The sequence below is a fragment of the Iodobacter arcticus genome (assembly GCF_042664895.1).
GTDB classification, from domain to species: Bacteria; Pseudomonadota; Gammaproteobacteria; order Burkholderiales; family Chitinibacteraceae; genus Iodobacter; species Iodobacter arcticus.
Genome location: NZ_JBHTBQ010000001.1, coordinates 32,550 through 47,865 on the forward strand (window position 1 = coordinate 32,550; position 15,316 = coordinate 47,865).

Sequence of the window (15,316 nt, forward strand, 5' to 3'; positions counted from 1 at the left end):
AAAACGACTTGCACACGCTATGAAAATCAGCTTTTTTGCGATGCTTTTATCTTAACTTGATACTCCTCATCCTTACTCCTCATCCTTACTCCTCATCGGGCATAATGCTTTCGGCGTAATCAAAGAGTGCAGAAAGAATATCAGCCTGCTGCTCGTTGACGTTTTCCGAGAGTGTATCAATCGCGTCACCAAAGGCCTCTAAGGTGCGCGCACCGCCTGCACCATCGAATAATTTAGCCGCACGATGTTGCTCCCAGCGGCGCAGTTCGGCAGGGCTCAGGCTTTGTGGGAAGTTTCTAGCGCGATAGCGGAAAAACACTTCTTCAAGGCGGCTATCTTCAAAGCTCACTCGCTCCTTAGCCAGCTCTTCGGGGCTAAAGTGGCGTAGCTTGGCTAAAAGACGCTTATCGTTATTGCCAATAAATCCACCGTATAAATCTTCATCTACATCATTTTGGGCGTGCTCGGTGGTGAACACCTGTTGCCAGATGGCGCTTAGATCGGGGGCGGTTTCGGCTATTTTGGCGTGCGCTAATGCCTGCTCTACATCGATATTCCAGTGTGCGGCGCGCTCGCTACTCAAGGTTTTGAGATTGCCAATTACAATGGGCGACTTATTAATATGGATGCTTTTAATCGGCAGGCGAGTGACGCCTTCGGGTAAATCAGCCGTTTTGCTGAACATACGTAGACGGATAGTTTCTGCATCTAGGCTAAAAATCTCGCTTGGGTCAAATGCTAAATCCCAAACGATGATTTCGTTTTTATTGCTGGGGTGCATGGCGAGCGGCCAAACCAGCGCGATGCAGCCGCGTTCTGCGGAAAACATGCCGCTGATATGTAGGAAAGGTTTGGCCTTCTCTAAATGGCTCCGGAGGCCAATTTGCTCCAGCACCTTGTCTTTTTTACGCAGTGAAAAGCAAAAATCAAATAGCTTGGGTTGTTTCTCACGGATCAGCCGTGCCAGTGCAATGGTGGCACGCACATCAGATAGCGCATCGTGCGCCGCTTCGTGGCTGATGCCGTTGGCTTGGGTGAGATGCTCTAATTTGAAGGAAGGGCGGCCATCGTCGTGCGTGGGCCAGATGATTCCTTCTGGGCGCAGCGCATAGGTGGTGCGAACCACATCGAGTAAATCCCAGCGGCTGCAATCATTTTGCCATTCACGTGAATAGGGCTCGATCAGATTGCGCCAAAACATAAAGCGCGTGACTTCATCGTCAAAACGAATCGAGTTATAGCCTAGCGCCACGGTGCTAGGCATAGCTAGCTCGGTCTCGATACGGGCCGCAAACTCGAATTCATCCACGCCATTTTCTAGGCACTGCTGCGGCGTAATGCCCGTAAGCAGACAGGATTCAGGATCGGGCAGATAGTCAGGTGCGGGTTTGCAGAAAATATTGAGTGGCACGCCGATTTCATTTAACTCTGCATCGGTGCGAATGCCAGCAAATTGCGAAGGGCGATCACGACGTGGGTTGATGCCAAATGTTTCGTAATCGTGCCAGTAAAAGGTATGCATATAAAGCCTCAAAGAATCTCAACTCGATTATAAGGCTTTTGAATTTGCATGGCGCTTTAAAGGAATAGGGATTTATTGCTTGCGCGGGCTAAGGCTACGAAACGGCGCGGCTAGCGGGTCGCCAATAAATACCCCTTGCGCAGGCCATTCCACACTTTTCCAATAGGCTTCTACTGCCGTGGCACCCGCCAGATAGTGATAAAGCAAAACCTGTGGATGGGGGAATTTTTGTGGGTAAGAATAAGGCTCGCTCACCGTGCCATAGCTGGCAGTAGCGCCCGCTTCCAGCCATTTTAAACTGCTCATCTGGCTGCTGTCGGTTAGCATGCCGCCAAAAGAAGTCAGGTGATCAGCCAGTGCGCCAGGTAAAAATTGCAAGGTCTCCAGCTTATCTACCTTGGTGAGCCCTGTTTGATAAATCAGCACGTCTTTTTTATGGCTGATTACATCGCCGTGCAGATTCTCAATCTTAATGGCTGGGCGCTCTACCGCCTGTGTGGGCGGGAATAAAGGTGCTCTGGCGCTGCGGGTTTTATCACTCGTGGTTAAATAATAAGCCGTGCCCCGCGGAAAGCTCCCCCAAGCCTCGCTGCCGCGATCAATTAATTTTTTAGCTTCTGCCAGATTATTGGCTGCCAGCATCATGCTGGGGCGCAAGCCTAAATCGCTGAAGGGCTGGGTGCTGGCGTGGTTAAAGTATGGCGAGGCAGGAGTTGGCTTGCCCGTGCTCTGACAAATGCCTTCTTTATAACCCAGCGTAAAGGCATAAGTGATACTCAGGCAATTCACCCGATAAGGCTTGGTCCATGCTAGTGCCAGCGCCTGAATATGAGCGGGTAGTGCTTTATCCAGCTCCGCTTTGGCTTGCGCCAGCTCACCTTCGCTAATCCAGCTACGGTCTGTGGGTAGGCTAATTTGAAAAATCTGCTCAGGCTTTAAACCATGTTTTTCTGCGTAGTAACGCGCAATTTCGGCCGATAAGGGATCATTACGATTCACGACTACGGCTAGCTGCCTGGCGCTGAGCTGATAAAAAGGCGGCTTAGGCGCGGCAGCCCAGAGTGAGGCAGAAAGAAAGAGAGAGATAAGGCCGAAGAGAAGCTTCACAAGCAGGGTCCTGATCTTTGGATGACAGGATGTTAAGCCATGCAAAGTACGAATACCAGTTTGTTTTACAACTGAGTCCGACACAGGCGTTGTGTGTTTTTATACAACAAAAACATTAATAATTTACTTTTTTTTTAAAAATTATTTGTTTTTTTGTTTAATGATTTAATTTTTTTTAATTGATATTTTTAAATGTTAAAAGGCAATTTTACAGTTTGTTTTTCTATAAAAATAAATGAACGAGGTTTGCTAGGTGTTTTTGTTTTCTTGAAATTAAGTGTTTGATTTTTATTATATACAATAATTCTTATATTCATTTTTGTGAATTACTTGAAGTTTTGTGTTAGCTTTCTTGTTCTGTAAAATTATTTTTCTAAATTTTTTTAGGGGATCTGGCATGCTGAAAAAACTAGCACTAGCAACACTATTTATTTCATCCGTTTCACACGCTGCAGTTTTTGATTTCAGTGGAAGTATCAATTACCACAAAGACGTTGTGAAGCTTGGCTTTACCTTGAATCAAGCAAATACAAACGTAAAAGTCTGGACAGATTCATTCCGCGACGGTACAAATTTTGATCCGGTTACTGCCGTATGGAAAAAGGAAGGCTCAGTATGGAGTTTACTGGGGCAGAATGATGATGATGCAACCATTGCTCCGGGCCAAACCCGCTTTGATTCTGGTTTGAAATTTACAACTCTGGGCGCTGGTGAATATCTGTTTACGATCGCCACATATAATAATAGTGCTCGTGGCTCAGCACTGAGCAGTGGCTTTGCATACGACAATCAGGCTCCAATTCGTCTGGAAGATTGGGTTCAGCCAGCAAATAACCGCAATATGGGCAAAAACTGGAGCGTACATTTAAGCGGAGTGGATTCCGTAACTCCGGTACCTGAGCCAGAAACATATGCCCTAATGGGCATGGGCTTGCTCGGATTATTAGGAGTAGCCCGCCGCCGTAAAACTGCAGCTTAAGCCTGTATTTGATTGAAACGCAGCAAAGCAAAAAGCCCAACCTTGCGGATGGGCTTTTTGCTTTCTTACTGGGGTGGCTGATGGGGCTCGAACCCACGACAACAGGAATCACAATCCTGGACTCTACCAACTGAGCTACAGCCACCGCTGAGCGGTGCGTTCAAGACTTAATATACTACAAGTCTAAAACTAAAATCTTGGTTCGTTTTAATAGTCGATCACACACTTGGCGCACCCGACAGGAATCGAACCTGTAACCTACGGCTTAGAAGGCCGTTGCTCTATCCAGTTGAGCTACGGGCACACTGTACAACCGTACTATAAATCTACTTATCTGGGTGAATAAGTTCTTACTTTAAAACAACTTATCGTATAAGGATAAGTTCTGGTCGGGGCGGTGGGATTCGAACTCACGACCCTCTGCTCCCAAAGCAGATGCGCTACCGGGCTGCGCTACGCCCCGAACAGAGGACGCAATATACTGTGCAAGCTTTTTGGCGTCAAGCACCTTCGTGATCTTTTTTCTGGGGAGTGTGGCATAAGTTGTCTATAAAATGGCTTGATTCTTACGCTAACTATTGTTTTTTAAGATGATTTTTGTTTTGAAAAATATTTAAACTATAGGCTAAATATTTTGATATTTCCTAGTTAGTTAAACAGCGCCCACTTAGAAAAATATGTAGGAAATGTTTGGGCTAGATGCTTTTGCATGAGAAAATGCGTTTTTTGCGATAGAAACAGCAGGAGTTTTACCCATGACAGCCCAAATTCTCGACGGAAAAATCATTTCGGCCGAAATTGTTAGTGATGTTCGCGCCAAAGTAGATGCCCGTGTGGCAAGTGGCTTACGTGCTCCTGCACTTGCCGTAATTTTGGTTGGGGCAGACCCTGCTTCCCAAGTCTATGTAGGTAATAAGAAGCGTCAGTGCGCTAATGCGGGGATTCGCTCTATTGATATCGATTTACCAGCGGATACGTCTGAAGCTGATTTATTGGCCTTGGTGGCTAAGTTTAATCAAGACGACGAGATCGATGGCATCTTGGTACAACTGCCTTTACCAAAACATATTAATGCAGAGAAAGTGATCGAGCTGATCGACCCAGTAAAAGATGTGGATGGTTTCCATCCTTATAATATTGGCCGTCTTGCTTTAAAAATGCCTTTGCTGCGCCCGTGTACCCCACGCGGTGTGATGACTTTATTAGAGCGCACCGGAATTGATATCGTTGGTAAAGACGCTGTCATCGTGGGCGCATCTAATATCGTGGGTCGCCCGCAGGCTTTAGAGCTTTTACTGGCACGCGCTACTGTCACCATCTGCCATAGCAAAACGCAAGACTTAGAAAGCAAAGTACGTGGCGCAGATATTGTGGTGGCTGGCGTAGGCATCCCTAATTTTGTAAAGGGTGACTGGATTAAGGCGGGCGCGATTGTGATCGACGTGGGTATCAATCGTTTAGAAAACGGCAAGCTTTGTGGTGACGTTGAATTTGACGTGGCTAAAGAAAAAGCCGCGTGGATTACCCCGGTGCCGGGTGGTGTGGGCTTGATGACCGTGGCGACTCTGATGCAAAACACCTTTGATGCTTGTGTAAATCGCAAGGGTTAAAGCGCTTTTTTTTGATCTAATCTAACTCTTTTCTGCTGTGCGGTGTGCATGGCAGAAAGGGGTGACAAGCCGCGTCTTAGGCGCAGTTTTGCCCATCAATTGCCGGATCTCCTGCCCCATGTCTTATCAGCTTGCTAAACCTTTCCTCTTTTTACTCGACGCCGAAAAAGCCCACGCAGCTGCGTTTACCGGCTTGCATGCCTTGCATAGCCTGGGGTTTTTGCGCTCGTTTACGCCTACTGTGCCTGCATGCCCTGTTTCTGTGATGGGCTTGGATTTTCCTAATCCAGTTGGCCTTGCTGCGGGCTTAGATAAAAATGGCGATCATATTGATGCCATGGCCGAGCTGGGTTTTGGTTTTTTAGAAATAGGCACCATCACGCCGCGCCCACAGCCGGGCAATCCTAAGCCGCGTTTGTTTCGCCTGCCGGAAGCCGAGGGCATTATTAACCGTATGGGTTTTAATAATGATGGCGTGGATAAGCTGATCGAGAATGTTAAAAACAGCAATTATCAGGGCATTTTGGGGATCAATATCGGCAAAAATGCGGACACACCAATCGAGAACGCCGCTGATGATTATCTAATCTGCTTAGATAAAGTGTACGAACACGCCAGCTATGTCACGGTCAATATTTCCAGCCCTAATACCAAGAACTTGCGCCAGCTACAAGGCGCGGATGAGTTAGGTCGTTTGCTGACGGCTTTAAAGCAAAAGCAAGCAGAACTTGCGGATCGTCATGGCCGCTATGTGCCCCTTGCCCTCAAAATAGCGCCCGATTTAGATAGCAATCAAGTTCAGGATATCGCCGAGCGCCTAGTGGCCAGCGGCATCGATGCTGTGATTGCCAGTAACACCACCTTATCCCGCGTTGGCGTAGAGCATCTAAAACACGGCCAAGAAGCGGGTGGTTTGTCCGGCGCGCCGGTGCGGGCCAAATCAACCAAGGTGATTCGTGATCTAGCCGAGGCCCTAGATGGTGCTTTGCCTATTATTGGTGTGGGTGGGATTTTCAAGGGCGAACACGCCTGCGACAAAATCCGCGCAGGTGCAAGCCTAGTGCAAGTGTATAGCGGGCTGATTTACGAAGGCCCGCAAATGGTGAGTGATTGCGTTGAGGCGATTGCCGCTTTGTAAGCAGATAAAAAACCGTAGGGCGGCACAAGCCGCCACTTTAGCAATTGAGTTTAATGACGGCTTGCCCCGTCCTACGGAGAGATTTTAAATCATGGATTTTCAACACTATTTACTGCTGCTTCTGGGCGCGGTGCTGGTTAATAATGTGGTGCTGGTGCGTATTTTGGGGCTGTGCCCGTTTATGGGCGTGTCTAAAAAGCTGGAAGCATCGATCGGCATGGGCCTTGCCACTGCCTTTGTGCTGACGCTGGCATCAGGCACATCGTGGATGATCGATCAGATATTGATCTTCTGGCAGCTGGAATATTTGCGCACCCTTGCTTTTATTGTGGTGATTGCCGCGATTGTGCAATTTACCGAGATGTTTATTCATAAAGCCAGCCCTGTTCTTTACCAAGCGCTGGGGATTTATCTGCCCTTGATCACCACCAATTGCGCGGTATTGGGCGTGCCTTTGATTAGCTCGGCGCAAAAATATAACTTTGTTGAGTCGCTATTATTTGGCTTTGGCTCGGCAGTGGGTTTTAGCTTGGTACTGATCCTATTTGCCGCCATGCGCGAAAGACTAGAGGGCGCAGATATCCCCGAATTCTTTAAAGGCACGCCGGTGGCATTTATCACCGCAGGGCTGATGAGCTTAGCGTTTATGGGGTTCGCTGGTTTGGTGCGGTAATTTTAAGAACCTTAATAATTAGTTCTGTAGACACAGAGAACAGGGAGAACACAGAGCACACAGAGAAAAGCATTCCTTTGGTTTTCTCTGTGTGCTGATGTTTAATTTTCCGTTCTCTGTGTCTACAGATCTTTTTCAAGGTCTGCGTTTTTAAATTAGGAAAGCTATGTCTTTTTTACTGGCCATTTTGTTAATGGCTATTCTTGCTTTGGCGCTGGGTGCGGTGCTGGGTTTTGCTGCGATTAAGTTCAAGGTTGATGAAGATCCATTAGTCGATAAAATTGATGCGATCTTGCCGCAAACCCAGTGTGGCCAGTGTGGTTTTCCTGGCTGTAAGCCCTATGCCACGGCGATTGCCAATGAAAAAGCCGATATCAATTGTTGCCCGCCGGGTGGTGAAGATGGCATTCGCAAACTGGCCGATTTGCTGGGCAAAGAATTTAAGCCGCTAAATGCAGAGAATGGCGTAGAAAAACCTAAATCTGTAGCGCTGATTGACGAAGCCGTTTGCATCGGCTGTACGCTCTGTATTCAGGCCTGTCCGGTGGATGCCATCGTGGGTGCGGCCAAGCAGCTGCATACCGTGATTGCGGCTGAATGCACGGGCTGTGAGCTATGTGTGGCGCCCTGTCCGGTGGATTGCATTGATATTGTTCCGCTTGGCTCAACGGTGAATAACTGGCGTTGGCGCTATCCTGTTATCCCGATCAAGTTACACTCGGATGTTTCATAAATGATCACCCATCCTCACTTGCCCTTTGTTTGTACTGGGGCGTTTTACTCAGTCGGGCGTATGAATCACTACGCCGCTCCTTCACAAAATCCGCATTACGAACAAATTTCTGCGCGATCATCGTGCGAATTTATGAAACATCCGAGTGGCTCATGAATCGGCAAATCATCACCTTTCATGGCGGTGTTCATCCGCCCGAGCATAAAGCCGAATCCAGCCATTATCCGATCAGAACAGCAGCACTACCGGCGCGGCTGATTTTATCTCTGCAACAAAGCATAGGCAGCGCAGCCAAACCCTTGGTTAAAGTGGGGGACGAGGTGGCAAAAGGCCAGTTGATTGCTGCGGCAGACGGCATGATCTCGGCCGCTTTGCATGCGCCAACTTCGGGGCGGATTGAAGCTATTGATTTATATTCGATCGCCCATCCTTCGGGCTTAAGCGACAACTGCATTGTGCTCATCCCAGATGGCAAAGATCAGTGGCTGGAACGCCCACTATTTGATTGGCGCAATGCAGAGCCCAATGCGGTGCGCACTTATTTGCGCGATATGGGCGTGGTGGGTTTGGGCGGGGCGGTGTTTCCATCGCATCTTAAGTTAAGCAGTAAAACTCAGCTCGATACGCTGATTATTAATGGTGCAGAGTGCGAGCCTTATATCACCTGCGACGACAGGCTGATGCGGGAGCGCGCCACCGAGATTATCGCTGGCATTTTGATGGTGCAGTCTTTGCTGAATGCCAAGCAAGTGTTGATTGGCATTGAAGACAATAAGCCCGAAGCCGCCGCCGCTTTGCGGGATGCGATTAAAGCCAGCCGCAGCCAGGCGGTTGCGGCCATTGAAGTGGTGCAAGTGTCCACGCTGTATCCATCGGGCGGTGCCAAGCAGCTGATTAAACTGCTATGCAATATCGAAGTACCAAGCGGCGTGCGTTCTACAGATTTGGGCGTGCAATGCTTTAACGTCGCCACCATCCACAGTATTTATTGCGCCTTAGCCCATGCCGAGCCAGTGATTCGCCGTGTAGTGACGATCACTGGCAATGTAGCGCGCCCCGGTAATTACGAGGCGCTGATTGGCACGCCGCTGGCAGCCCTCTTAAAAGAAGCGGGGGGCAAAGGCAGCAGCGGCTATATCTATGGCGGCCCGATGATGGGCTTTGAGCTGCCTTCTTTGGAAGTAGGGCTGAGCAAGGCGGGCAATTGTGTGATTGCCAAAACGCCTGCTGATTTCCCTGAGCAGCCGCGTGAAATGCCCTGTATTCGCTGCAGTAAATGTGCCGAAGCTTGTCCTGCCGAATTGCAACCGATGGATTTATTCTGGTTTGCAAAAAGCAAAAACTTTGGCAAAGCGCAGGAGCGTAATCTGTTTGATTGCATCGAATGCGGCGCTTGCGCTTATGTTTGCCCCAGCAATATCCGCTTGGTGGATTACTACCGCTTTGCTAAATCTGAAATCTGGGCCGCTGAAAAAACCAAACACGCCGCCGATTTAGCGCGTGAGCGTTTTGAGTTCAGAGAATTCAGGGCCGAGCGTGAGAAACAAGAAAAAGCCGAGCGCCTTGCCGCCAAAGCCTCGCAAAAACTAGCACAAGCTGTTGCATCTGATGATCCTGAAGACGCCATCCGTGCAGCCAAGATTAAAGCCGCGATCGCTAAATCGGCGGTAGCAAACGAATCGCCAGTCAGTGACGCGGGCGTTGCTGTAACCGACGCGGATCAAGCCGCGCAATTAGCCGCCGAGAAAAAAGCCAAAATTGCCGCAGCAATGGCCAGAGCCGCCGCGAAAAAAGCCGAGGCAGAGGCCGCTGTACCGGTAGCTCGTCCAGAGCCGCCTATGGCCCCATCGCAAACCCTGCCTGCCAGCAGCATGGATAAAACCGACCGCACCAAGGAAATTCTTGATAAGCGCCGTGAAGAAAGAGCCAGAATTGCCGCGATGAGTCCGGAAGAGCGTAGCGAGTGGGAGGCGGCAAAAAAAATAGAAATTGAAGCAGCGAAAGCGGCTGCGGCGTTAAGGAAGGGGAGTGGGGAGCCGGGGGCTGTGAGTTAAAAAGACCTGTAGACACAGAGAGCGGGGAGTTTGTAGGGTGGGTTAGGCCAGAAAATGCACCGAACACACGCCGCTACCGTATCTTGGCCGTAACCCACCATTGCGCAGTGCCATGGTGGGTTACGGCCGGAATAGATCAACTCCTTGATGACTACATAAGAACGGCCTAACCCACCCTACGATTACTCCGTGTTCTCTGTGTCTACAGATTTTAGGTTTTTGCTCAGTTTTAACTTTTTTGGAATCAAATGAACACATCGCCCTTTTTTATTAAACCGACGCCTTTGCAAGTGGTCATGCTCAAAGTGGCGGCGGCTTTGTTGCCGGGGATTATTGCGCTGACTTGGGCTTTTGGCGTGGGCGTGCTGGTGCAAATTGCGCTGGCTCTGGGCACGGCCCTGCTGGCTGAGGCTGCTTGTTTAAAGCTACGCAATTATCCGATTAAACCTTTTATCTGCGATGGATCGGCAGCGGTGACGGCGGTTTTGCTGGCACTCTCTATGCCGCCGCTTGCACCGTGGTGGATGGTGGTGCTGGCTGCTTTAATTGCTATTTGCCTGGCCAAGCATCTCTATGGCGGCTTGGGGCAGAATCCGTTTAACCCGGCCATGGTGGGTTTTGCGGTGATGATTGTGTCTTTCCCCGCGCAAATGTCGCGCTGGGCTGCCCCTTTGCCGCTGGATATGCCGCATCTGGATAGTCTAGCTCAGATCATCACTATTTTTAGTGGCCAACTGCCGCAAGCTTTTGACGCCATGGCTTCAGCCACGCCACTGGATACGGTTAAAACAGCACTCCTTCAGCAACATGCTTTAAGCGATATTTTTCAGCAGCCCATTTTTGGCGCTGTAGCCGGGGTCGGCAGCGAATGGGCCGTGGCGGGTTTTTTGCTGGGGGGGCTTTATTTGCTTTGGTCTAAGCTGATCCCTTGGCAAATCCCTGTGGGTTTTCTTGCTGCCTTTATGCTTACAGCCACGCTGTTTTATGGTCTGGACCCTAGCCATTACAGCCCGCCGTGGTTTCATCTATTTAGTGGCGCGGCCATCTTAGGGGCGTTTTTTATTGTGAGCGATCCTGTTACCGCGCCAACCACACCACGCGGCAGGCTTATCTTTGCCGCTTTGGCTGGAGTGCTGACCTATATGATCCGCGTGTTTGGGGCTTATCCGGATGGTGTGGCATTTGCAGTATTAATCATGAATATCGCCACGCCCTTTATCGACCAATACACCCAACCCCCGGTCTTTGGACGTAAAGCGAAATAAACAAACCCAAACCTTGAACCACGGAGAGCACGGAGGACACAGAGTTACACGGAGAAAACCGATTTACGGAGTAAACATAAGAGAGCCTCTGAGGCGTTTTATTTCATACCACTTATATGTCTCATGCGTTTAAACAGCGAGTTTTTATAATGAACCTGACCGTTATAAATAGGATTTTTTTCTCCGTGCAACTCCGTGTTCTCTGTGTTCTCTGTGTCCTCTGTGTCCTCCGTGGTTCAAGGTGTGGGTTGTTTGCATCTATTTTGGAGAAATAAATGAAAACCATGTTTGCCAATGGGGTGCGTGGTGCGGCGACGCTGTTTTTGTTTGCGGTGGTGTTTACGGCCTTAATGGCGGGCACTTATCAGCTGACTCGCAAGAAAGTCTTGTTTAATGAAGAAAAAGCCAAGGTGGCGCTGATTGCCCAAGTATTGCCCGCCAAAAGCTTTGATAACAATCTGCTGCAAGACGCTCATGCCTTGTCGGCAGCGGATGGCAAAGCCTTAGGTAATGATGGCGACAGCTCTTTTTACCTAGCAAAAAAAGCTGGTAAAACCGTTGCTGCGGTATTTGAAGCCACAGCACCAGATGGCTATGCGGGCAAAATTAAATTACTGGTTGGCGTGGATATCGACGGCCAAGTGCTGGGCGTGCGCGTCGTGGCGCATAAGGAAACGCCGGGGCTGGGGGATTATATCGACGCAGCCAAATCGTCCTGGATAGAGCAATTTAAAGGCAAAGAGCTGAACGCCCAGAATGCAGCAGCATGGAAAGTTAAAAAAGACGGTGGTGGCTTTGACTATATGGCAGGCGCCACCATCAGCCCGCGAGCCGTGACCGCAGCGGTAAAACGAGTACTGGAATACGTGGCCAGCAAGCCTGACGTTTGGAAAAAAAGTCTGTAGACACAGAGCTAAATGAGAACACAGAGCTCACTGAGAAAAGTCATTAAGGGTGGGTCGTTTTTATGGCCGCTATAGGTATCACTAAAGTCTTTGTTATAGAGCAAATCGGCAATTATAGGGTGTACAACGACGTAGTCGTTGCGCACCGAAAAACGGTGCGCAAGAAAAACGACTTGCACACCCTATAAAAATCAGCTTTTTTGTTCTGTTTTTGTCTTAACTTGATGTCCGTGCAGGCTGACAGGGACATCGCGTTTCGCAGTGAAGATCTACACTTTCTTTAGGTTTTCTCAGTGTGCTCTGTGTCCTTCCCGTTCTCTGTGTCTACAGATCTGTATTAGATTTTCCCTTTAGATTTGCAGTTTTAATTGCGTCATGTTTGGAGCAGCAAGTGAGCAAAGAAATTATCAGTAATAGCATCTGGAAGCAGAATGCGGGGTTGGTGCAGGTTTTAGGCATGTGCCCCGTGTTGGTGGTTTCCAGCAATATTGTGAATGGCGTGTCGCTGGGCTTGGCGACGAGTTTGGTGATGCTGCTTTCTGGCGCAGCTATTGCTGCGATCCGGCAATTTGTGCCCAATGAATTACGCAGCCCGATTTTTATTCTGATTATCGCCGCGCTGGTTACCGTGGTTGATTTGCTGTTCAACGCCTACGCCCATGGTCTTTATGTGGTGCTGGGGATTTTTATTCCGCTGATTACCACCAATTGCATCGTGCTGGCCCGTGCCGAAGCCTTTGCCTCCCGCAATAGTGTTTGGGATTCGGCCCTCGATGGTTTCTTTATGGGGATTGGTCTGACGATGGTGCTGGCAGTATTGGGCGGGATGCGCGAGCTGGTGGGCAAGGGCACGCTGCTCTCTGGCATCGATCTGGTGTTTGGCCCCGCCGCCAAAGCATGGACGATTTATATTATTCCCGCCGATATGCATTATCAGTTTCTACTCGCCATCCTTCCCCCCGGCGCATTTATCGGCCTTGGGCTATTGATTGCAGGCAAAACCGCGATGGATAAAAGAGCTGCCGCCAAGGCGCAACTTGAACGGCTACCCAATGCTGTGCCGAATCACTGAGTGGCTGGCCTATCTGCTGTTGGCCTGCTTGGTTTGGTGGCTGATGAGCATGGGATTTTGGGGCAAGCTGGCGGTGCTGGTTTTGGGCGTCGTCGTCTTTGTAGTGGCGATGTATTACTACTACCAAGTGATGAGTGCACCTTGGGATGAGTGGGATGAGACGCCGGATAATGATATGTAGGGTGGGCACGATTTTGTGCCCACGCGTCTTAATAAATCTCCGCTAATCTGTGGGCACAAAATCGTGCCCGCCCTACGATGGTTTTTTTAATTAACATAAACAGGTATCCCATGGCATTAAAAATATCTAAAGAAGCAGAAGCATTATTGGTGAAATCGATTCGCCGTTATTTTGATGCAAATATGGATGAGCCGATTGGTGGTTTGCAGGCGGCGCAATTATTAGATTTCTTTATGCAGGAAATCGGCCCTAGTGTTTACAACCAGGCCATCGCTGATGCGCAGGCCTATATGCAAGACAAAGCGCTGGATATGCCGGGCACTTGTTTTGAGCCAGAAATGAATTTCTGGAATAAAAAATGAATAAAGAAACCCGGCGCATTTTTTATCAGCGCCTTGCCGATTTAGACCCCAATCCCACTACCGAGCTGAACTACAGCACGCCATTTGAGCTGCTCACGGCCGTCTTGCTATCGGCTCAGGCCACCGATGTGGGCGTTAACAAGGCCACCAAGCGTTTGTTCCCCGTTGCCAACACCCCCGAAAGTATTCTGGCACTGGGGGTGGAGGGGCTTGAATCCTATATCGCCACCATCGGCCTCTACCACAGCAAGGCCAAGCACCTGCTGCAAACCTGTCAGATGCTGATCGATTTGCACGGCAGCAAAGTACCGCAAGACAGAGCATCGCTTGAAGCCCTGCCTGGGGTCGGCCGAAAAACCGCCAATGTGGTGATGAATACCGCGTTTGGTGTACCGACTATTGCCGTCGATACCCATATTTTCCGCGTATCCAATCGCACCGGTTTAGCGCCGGGTAAAGATGTGAAAGTCGTCGAAGAAAAGCTGCTAAAAGTGACTCCCAACGAATTCAAACTCAACGCCCATCACTGGCTTATCCTGCACGGCCGCTACGTATGCAAAGCGCGTAAGCCCGAGTGCTGGAGCTGTATGGTGAATGATGTGTGCGATTACAAATCCAAACAAATCACCCCGCCACCGGGGCGGTAAATAGAATATCTCTTTGCTATAATGTAGCTTTTAAAGCTACGATCGTAGCTAAAAAGGCGATGATATGCTGGCGGATTTATTACTAGGGCAGTATCGCAGGCGGGTGTTAGCGCTGCTACTGCTGCACCCTGAAAGCGCGTGGCATGTGCGTGAAATTGCACGGCTGACGCAAACGCAGGCGGGAACGCTCAACCGTGAGCTGAGCAAATTGGCCGCAGCGGGCGTATTGCTGGCCAGCAAGGTGGGTAATCAAAAACATTATCGGGCGAATGTGGATTGCCCTGTCTTTGCTGAGCTGGCGGGCTTGCTGCGCAAAACCGCAGGTGTGGCGGATGTATTGGCGGGCGCATTGGCTGCATTGGCCGAGCGGATTGACGTCGCGCTGGTGTATGGCTCGGTAGCGCGCGGAGAAGAGCGAGCGGCTAGTGATATCGACGTATTGGTGCTGGGCGACGTGAGCTTTGTTGAAGTGGTGACGGCGTTTTACCCATTGCAAGCCGAGCTAGGCCGTGAGATTAATCCGGTGGTGTATTCCATAGATGAATTCAAAGCCAAGCTAACTCAGCGGCAAGCGTGGGCGCTGGATGTGATGAAGCAGCAAAAAATGTATCTAATAGGAAACGAGCATGACCTTGGAAAACTTGCTGGCGATTCATAAACTCATCGCTCATCAGCCAGATCGTGATGCGCTGCAACGACTGCTGGATGCGGCGAAGCGCAATCTGGCTGATGCACGGGTAACGGCGATTAGCGACGAAAACCGCTTTGATGCGGCGTATAAAGCCATTATGCAGTGCGCTATGGCGTCGCTGTGGGCGAATGGTTATCGCACCGCGACCAGCCAGCCTGGTCATCATCAAACGGCGATTCAAGTGCTACCCAAAACCATCGGCCTCGATATGGCGACGGTTATCGTGCTGGACGCGCTACGCAAACAGCGCAATCTATCCGATTATGAAGGCGACCCTATTGCACCGAGTGCAGTGGCTGAATGCCTCATGCAGGCTGAATCCCTATTGAAATATGTGCGTGAATGGTTGGATAAAAATAAGCCAGAATTGGCATGAG

The 15,316-nt window shown here is 49.7% G+C and carries 16 protein-coding genes and 3 tRNA genes; 14 read left to right on the plus strand and 5 right to left on the minus strand.

The genetic code is table 11. The annotated features are described in order from the left end of the window. Positions 1–85: 85 nt before the first annotated feature. Positions 86–1,522, minus strand: a complete 1,437-nt coding sequence (gene sbcB, locus ACFQNF_RS00155; protein WP_380185194.1) for an exodeoxyribonuclease I — start codon at positions 1,520–1,522, stop codon at positions 86–88. A 72-nt stretch (positions 1,523–1,594) separates the two neighbouring features. Then, positions 1,595–2,629 (minus strand): TIGR03790 family protein, encoded by a 1,035-nt coding sequence (locus ACFQNF_RS00160; RefSeq protein ID WP_380185196.1) that lies wholly within the window; start codon positions 2,627–2,629, stop codon positions 1,595–1,597. 397 nt (positions 2,630–3,026) lie between these two features. Between ACFQNF_RS00160 and ACFQNF_RS00165 the strand changes: the two genes are divergently transcribed. Then, complete coding sequence (locus ACFQNF_RS00165; protein ID WP_380185198.1) at positions 3,027–3,608, plus strand: DVUA0089 family protein; 582 nt, start codon at positions 3,027–3,029, stop codon at positions 3,606–3,608. Positions 3,609–3,677: 69 nt separating this feature from the next. On the opposite strand, the gene ACFQNF_RS00170 is transcribed toward ACFQNF_RS00165, so the two are convergent. From ACFQNF_RS00170 to ACFQNF_RS00180, 3 genes are all read right to left on the minus strand, one after another. Beyond that, positions 3,678–3,753, minus strand: a tRNA-His gene (locus ACFQNF_RS00170). 82 nt (positions 3,754–3,835) lie between these two features. Beyond that, positions 3,836–3,912 (minus strand) — tRNA-Arg (locus tag ACFQNF_RS00175). 82 nt (positions 3,913–3,994) lie between these two features. After that, positions 3,995–4,071, minus strand: a tRNA-Pro gene (locus ACFQNF_RS00180). Positions 4,072–4,363: 292 nt separating this feature from the next. Between ACFQNF_RS00180 and folD the strand changes: the two genes are divergently transcribed. From folD to ACFQNF_RS00245, 13 genes are all read left to right on the plus strand, one after another. Continuing rightward, the gene (folD, locus tag ACFQNF_RS00185; protein WP_046351386.1) at positions 4,364–5,218 is read left to right on the plus strand and encodes a bifunctional methylenetetrahydrofolate dehydrogenase/methenyltetrahydrofolate cyclohydrolase FolD; all 855 of its coding nucleotides are present in this window, start codon (positions 4,364–4,366) and stop codon (positions 5,216–5,218) included. A 118-nt stretch (positions 5,219–5,336) separates the two neighbouring features. Beyond that, entirely contained in the window at positions 5,337–6,356 is a 1,020-nt protein-coding gene (locus ACFQNF_RS00190) for a quinone-dependent dihydroorotate dehydrogenase (RefSeq protein WP_380185200.1), read from the plus strand. Between the two features lie 91 nt (positions 6,357–6,447). After that, a complete protein-coding gene (rsxA, locus tag ACFQNF_RS00195) occupies positions 6,448–7,029 on the plus strand; it encodes an electron transport complex subunit RsxA (protein ID WP_380185202.1) in 582 nt (193 codons plus the stop codon). Positions 7,030–7,195: 166 nt separating this feature from the next. Then, complete coding sequence (gene rsxB, locus ACFQNF_RS00200; RefSeq protein ID WP_380185203.1) at positions 7,196–7,762, plus strand: electron transport complex subunit RsxB; 567 nt, start codon at positions 7,196–7,198, stop codon at positions 7,760–7,762. Positions 7,763–7,914: 152 nt separating this feature from the next. After that, positions 7,915–9,816 (plus strand): electron transport complex subunit RsxC, encoded by a 1,902-nt coding sequence (rsxC, locus tag ACFQNF_RS00205; protein ID WP_380185205.1) that lies wholly within the window; start codon positions 7,915–7,917, stop codon positions 9,814–9,816. Between the two features lie 248 nt (positions 9,817–10,064). After that, positions 10,065–11,081, plus strand: a complete 1,017-nt coding sequence (locus tag ACFQNF_RS00210) for an RnfABCDGE type electron transport complex subunit D (protein WP_380185207.1) — start codon at positions 10,065–10,067, stop codon at positions 11,079–11,081. A 275-nt stretch (positions 11,082–11,356) separates the two neighbouring features. Then, on the plus strand, positions 11,357–11,986 hold the full coding sequence (gene rsxG, locus ACFQNF_RS00215; RefSeq protein WP_380185209.1) for an electron transport complex subunit RsxG: 630 nt from the start codon (positions 11,357–11,359) through the stop codon (positions 11,984–11,986). 391 nt (positions 11,987–12,377) lie between these two features. Then, on the plus strand, positions 12,378–13,058 hold the full coding sequence (locus tag ACFQNF_RS00220; RefSeq protein ID WP_380185211.1) for an electron transport complex subunit E: 681 nt from the start codon (positions 12,378–12,380) through the stop codon (positions 13,056–13,058). Then, on the plus strand, positions 13,039–13,239 hold the full coding sequence (locus tag ACFQNF_RS00225) for a hypothetical protein (RefSeq protein ID WP_380185212.1): 201 nt from the start codon (positions 13,039–13,041) through the stop codon (positions 13,237–13,239). Before ACFQNF_RS00220 ends, ACFQNF_RS00225 begins: the two co-directional genes overlap by 20 nt. A 110-nt stretch (positions 13,240–13,349) precedes the next feature. Next, positions 13,350–13,601 carry a DUF2164 domain-containing protein gene (locus ACFQNF_RS00230; protein WP_115229050.1) on the plus strand — a complete coding sequence of 84 codons (252 nt, stop codon included), beginning with the start codon at positions 13,350–13,352 and terminating at the stop codon, positions 13,599–13,601. Then, entirely contained in the window at positions 13,598–14,248 is a 651-nt protein-coding gene (gene nth, locus ACFQNF_RS00235) for an endonuclease III (RefSeq protein WP_380185214.1), read from the plus strand. Before ACFQNF_RS00230 ends, nth begins: the two co-directional genes overlap by 4 nt. Positions 14,249–14,312: 64 nt before the next feature. Beyond that, on the plus strand, positions 14,313–14,906 hold the full coding sequence (locus ACFQNF_RS00240) for a nucleotidyltransferase domain-containing protein (RefSeq protein WP_380185215.1): 594 nt from the start codon (positions 14,313–14,315) through the stop codon (positions 14,904–14,906). Continuing rightward, complete coding sequence (locus ACFQNF_RS00245) at positions 14,875–15,315, plus strand: DNA-binding protein (RefSeq protein WP_380185216.1); 441 nt, start codon at positions 14,875–14,877, stop codon at positions 15,313–15,315. The genes ACFQNF_RS00240 and ACFQNF_RS00245 overlap by 32 nt, the downstream gene beginning before the upstream one ends. Position 15,316 lies beyond the last annotated feature (1 nt).

What these genes read in the sequence shown, in the direction of transcription:
- sbcB (WP_380185194.1), bottom strand. Translation starts at nt 1,522, where the DNA reads ATGCATACCTTTTACTGGCACGATTACGAAACATTTGGCATCAACCCA.
- ACFQNF_RS00165 (WP_380185198.1), top strand. Translation starts at nt 3,027, where the DNA reads ATGCTGAAAAAACTAGCACTAGCAACACTATTTATTTCATCCGTTTCA.
- folD (WP_046351386.1), top strand. Translation starts at nt 4,364, where the DNA reads ATGACAGCCCAAATTCTCGACGGAAAAATCATTTCGGCCGAAATTGTT.
- ACFQNF_RS00190 (WP_380185200.1), top strand. Translation starts at nt 5,337, where the DNA reads ATGTCTTATCAGCTTGCTAAACCTTTCCTCTTTTTACTCGACGCCGAA.
- rsxA (WP_380185202.1), top strand. Translation starts at nt 6,448, where the DNA reads ATGGATTTTCAACACTATTTACTGCTGCTTCTGGGCGCGGTGCTGGTT.
- rsxB (WP_380185203.1), top strand. Translation starts at nt 7,196, where the DNA reads ATGTCTTTTTTACTGGCCATTTTGTTAATGGCTATTCTTGCTTTGGCG.
- rsxC (WP_380185205.1), top strand. Translation starts at nt 7,915, where the DNA reads ATGAATCGGCAAATCATCACCTTTCATGGCGGTGTTCATCCGCCCGAG.
- ACFQNF_RS00210 (WP_380185207.1), top strand. Translation starts at nt 10,065, where the DNA reads ATGAACACATCGCCCTTTTTTATTAAACCGACGCCTTTGCAAGTGGTC.
- rsxG (WP_380185209.1), top strand. Translation starts at nt 11,357, where the DNA reads ATGAAAACCATGTTTGCCAATGGGGTGCGTGGTGCGGCGACGCTGTTT.
- ACFQNF_RS00225 (WP_380185212.1), top strand. Translation starts at nt 13,039, where the DNA reads ATGCTGTGCCGAATCACTGAGTGGCTGGCCTATCTGCTGTTGGCCTGC.
- ACFQNF_RS00230 (WP_115229050.1), top strand. Translation starts at nt 13,350, where the DNA reads ATGGCATTAAAAATATCTAAAGAAGCAGAAGCATTATTGGTGAAATCG.
- nth (WP_380185214.1), top strand. Translation starts at nt 13,598, where the DNA reads ATGAATAAAGAAACCCGGCGCATTTTTTATCAGCGCCTTGCCGATTTA.
- ACFQNF_RS00240 (WP_380185215.1), top strand. Translation starts at nt 14,313, where the DNA reads ATGCTGGCGGATTTATTACTAGGGCAGTATCGCAGGCGGGTGTTAGCG.
- ACFQNF_RS00245 (WP_380185216.1), top strand. Translation starts at nt 14,875, where the DNA reads ATGACCTTGGAAAACTTGCTGGCGATTCATAAACTCATCGCTCATCAG.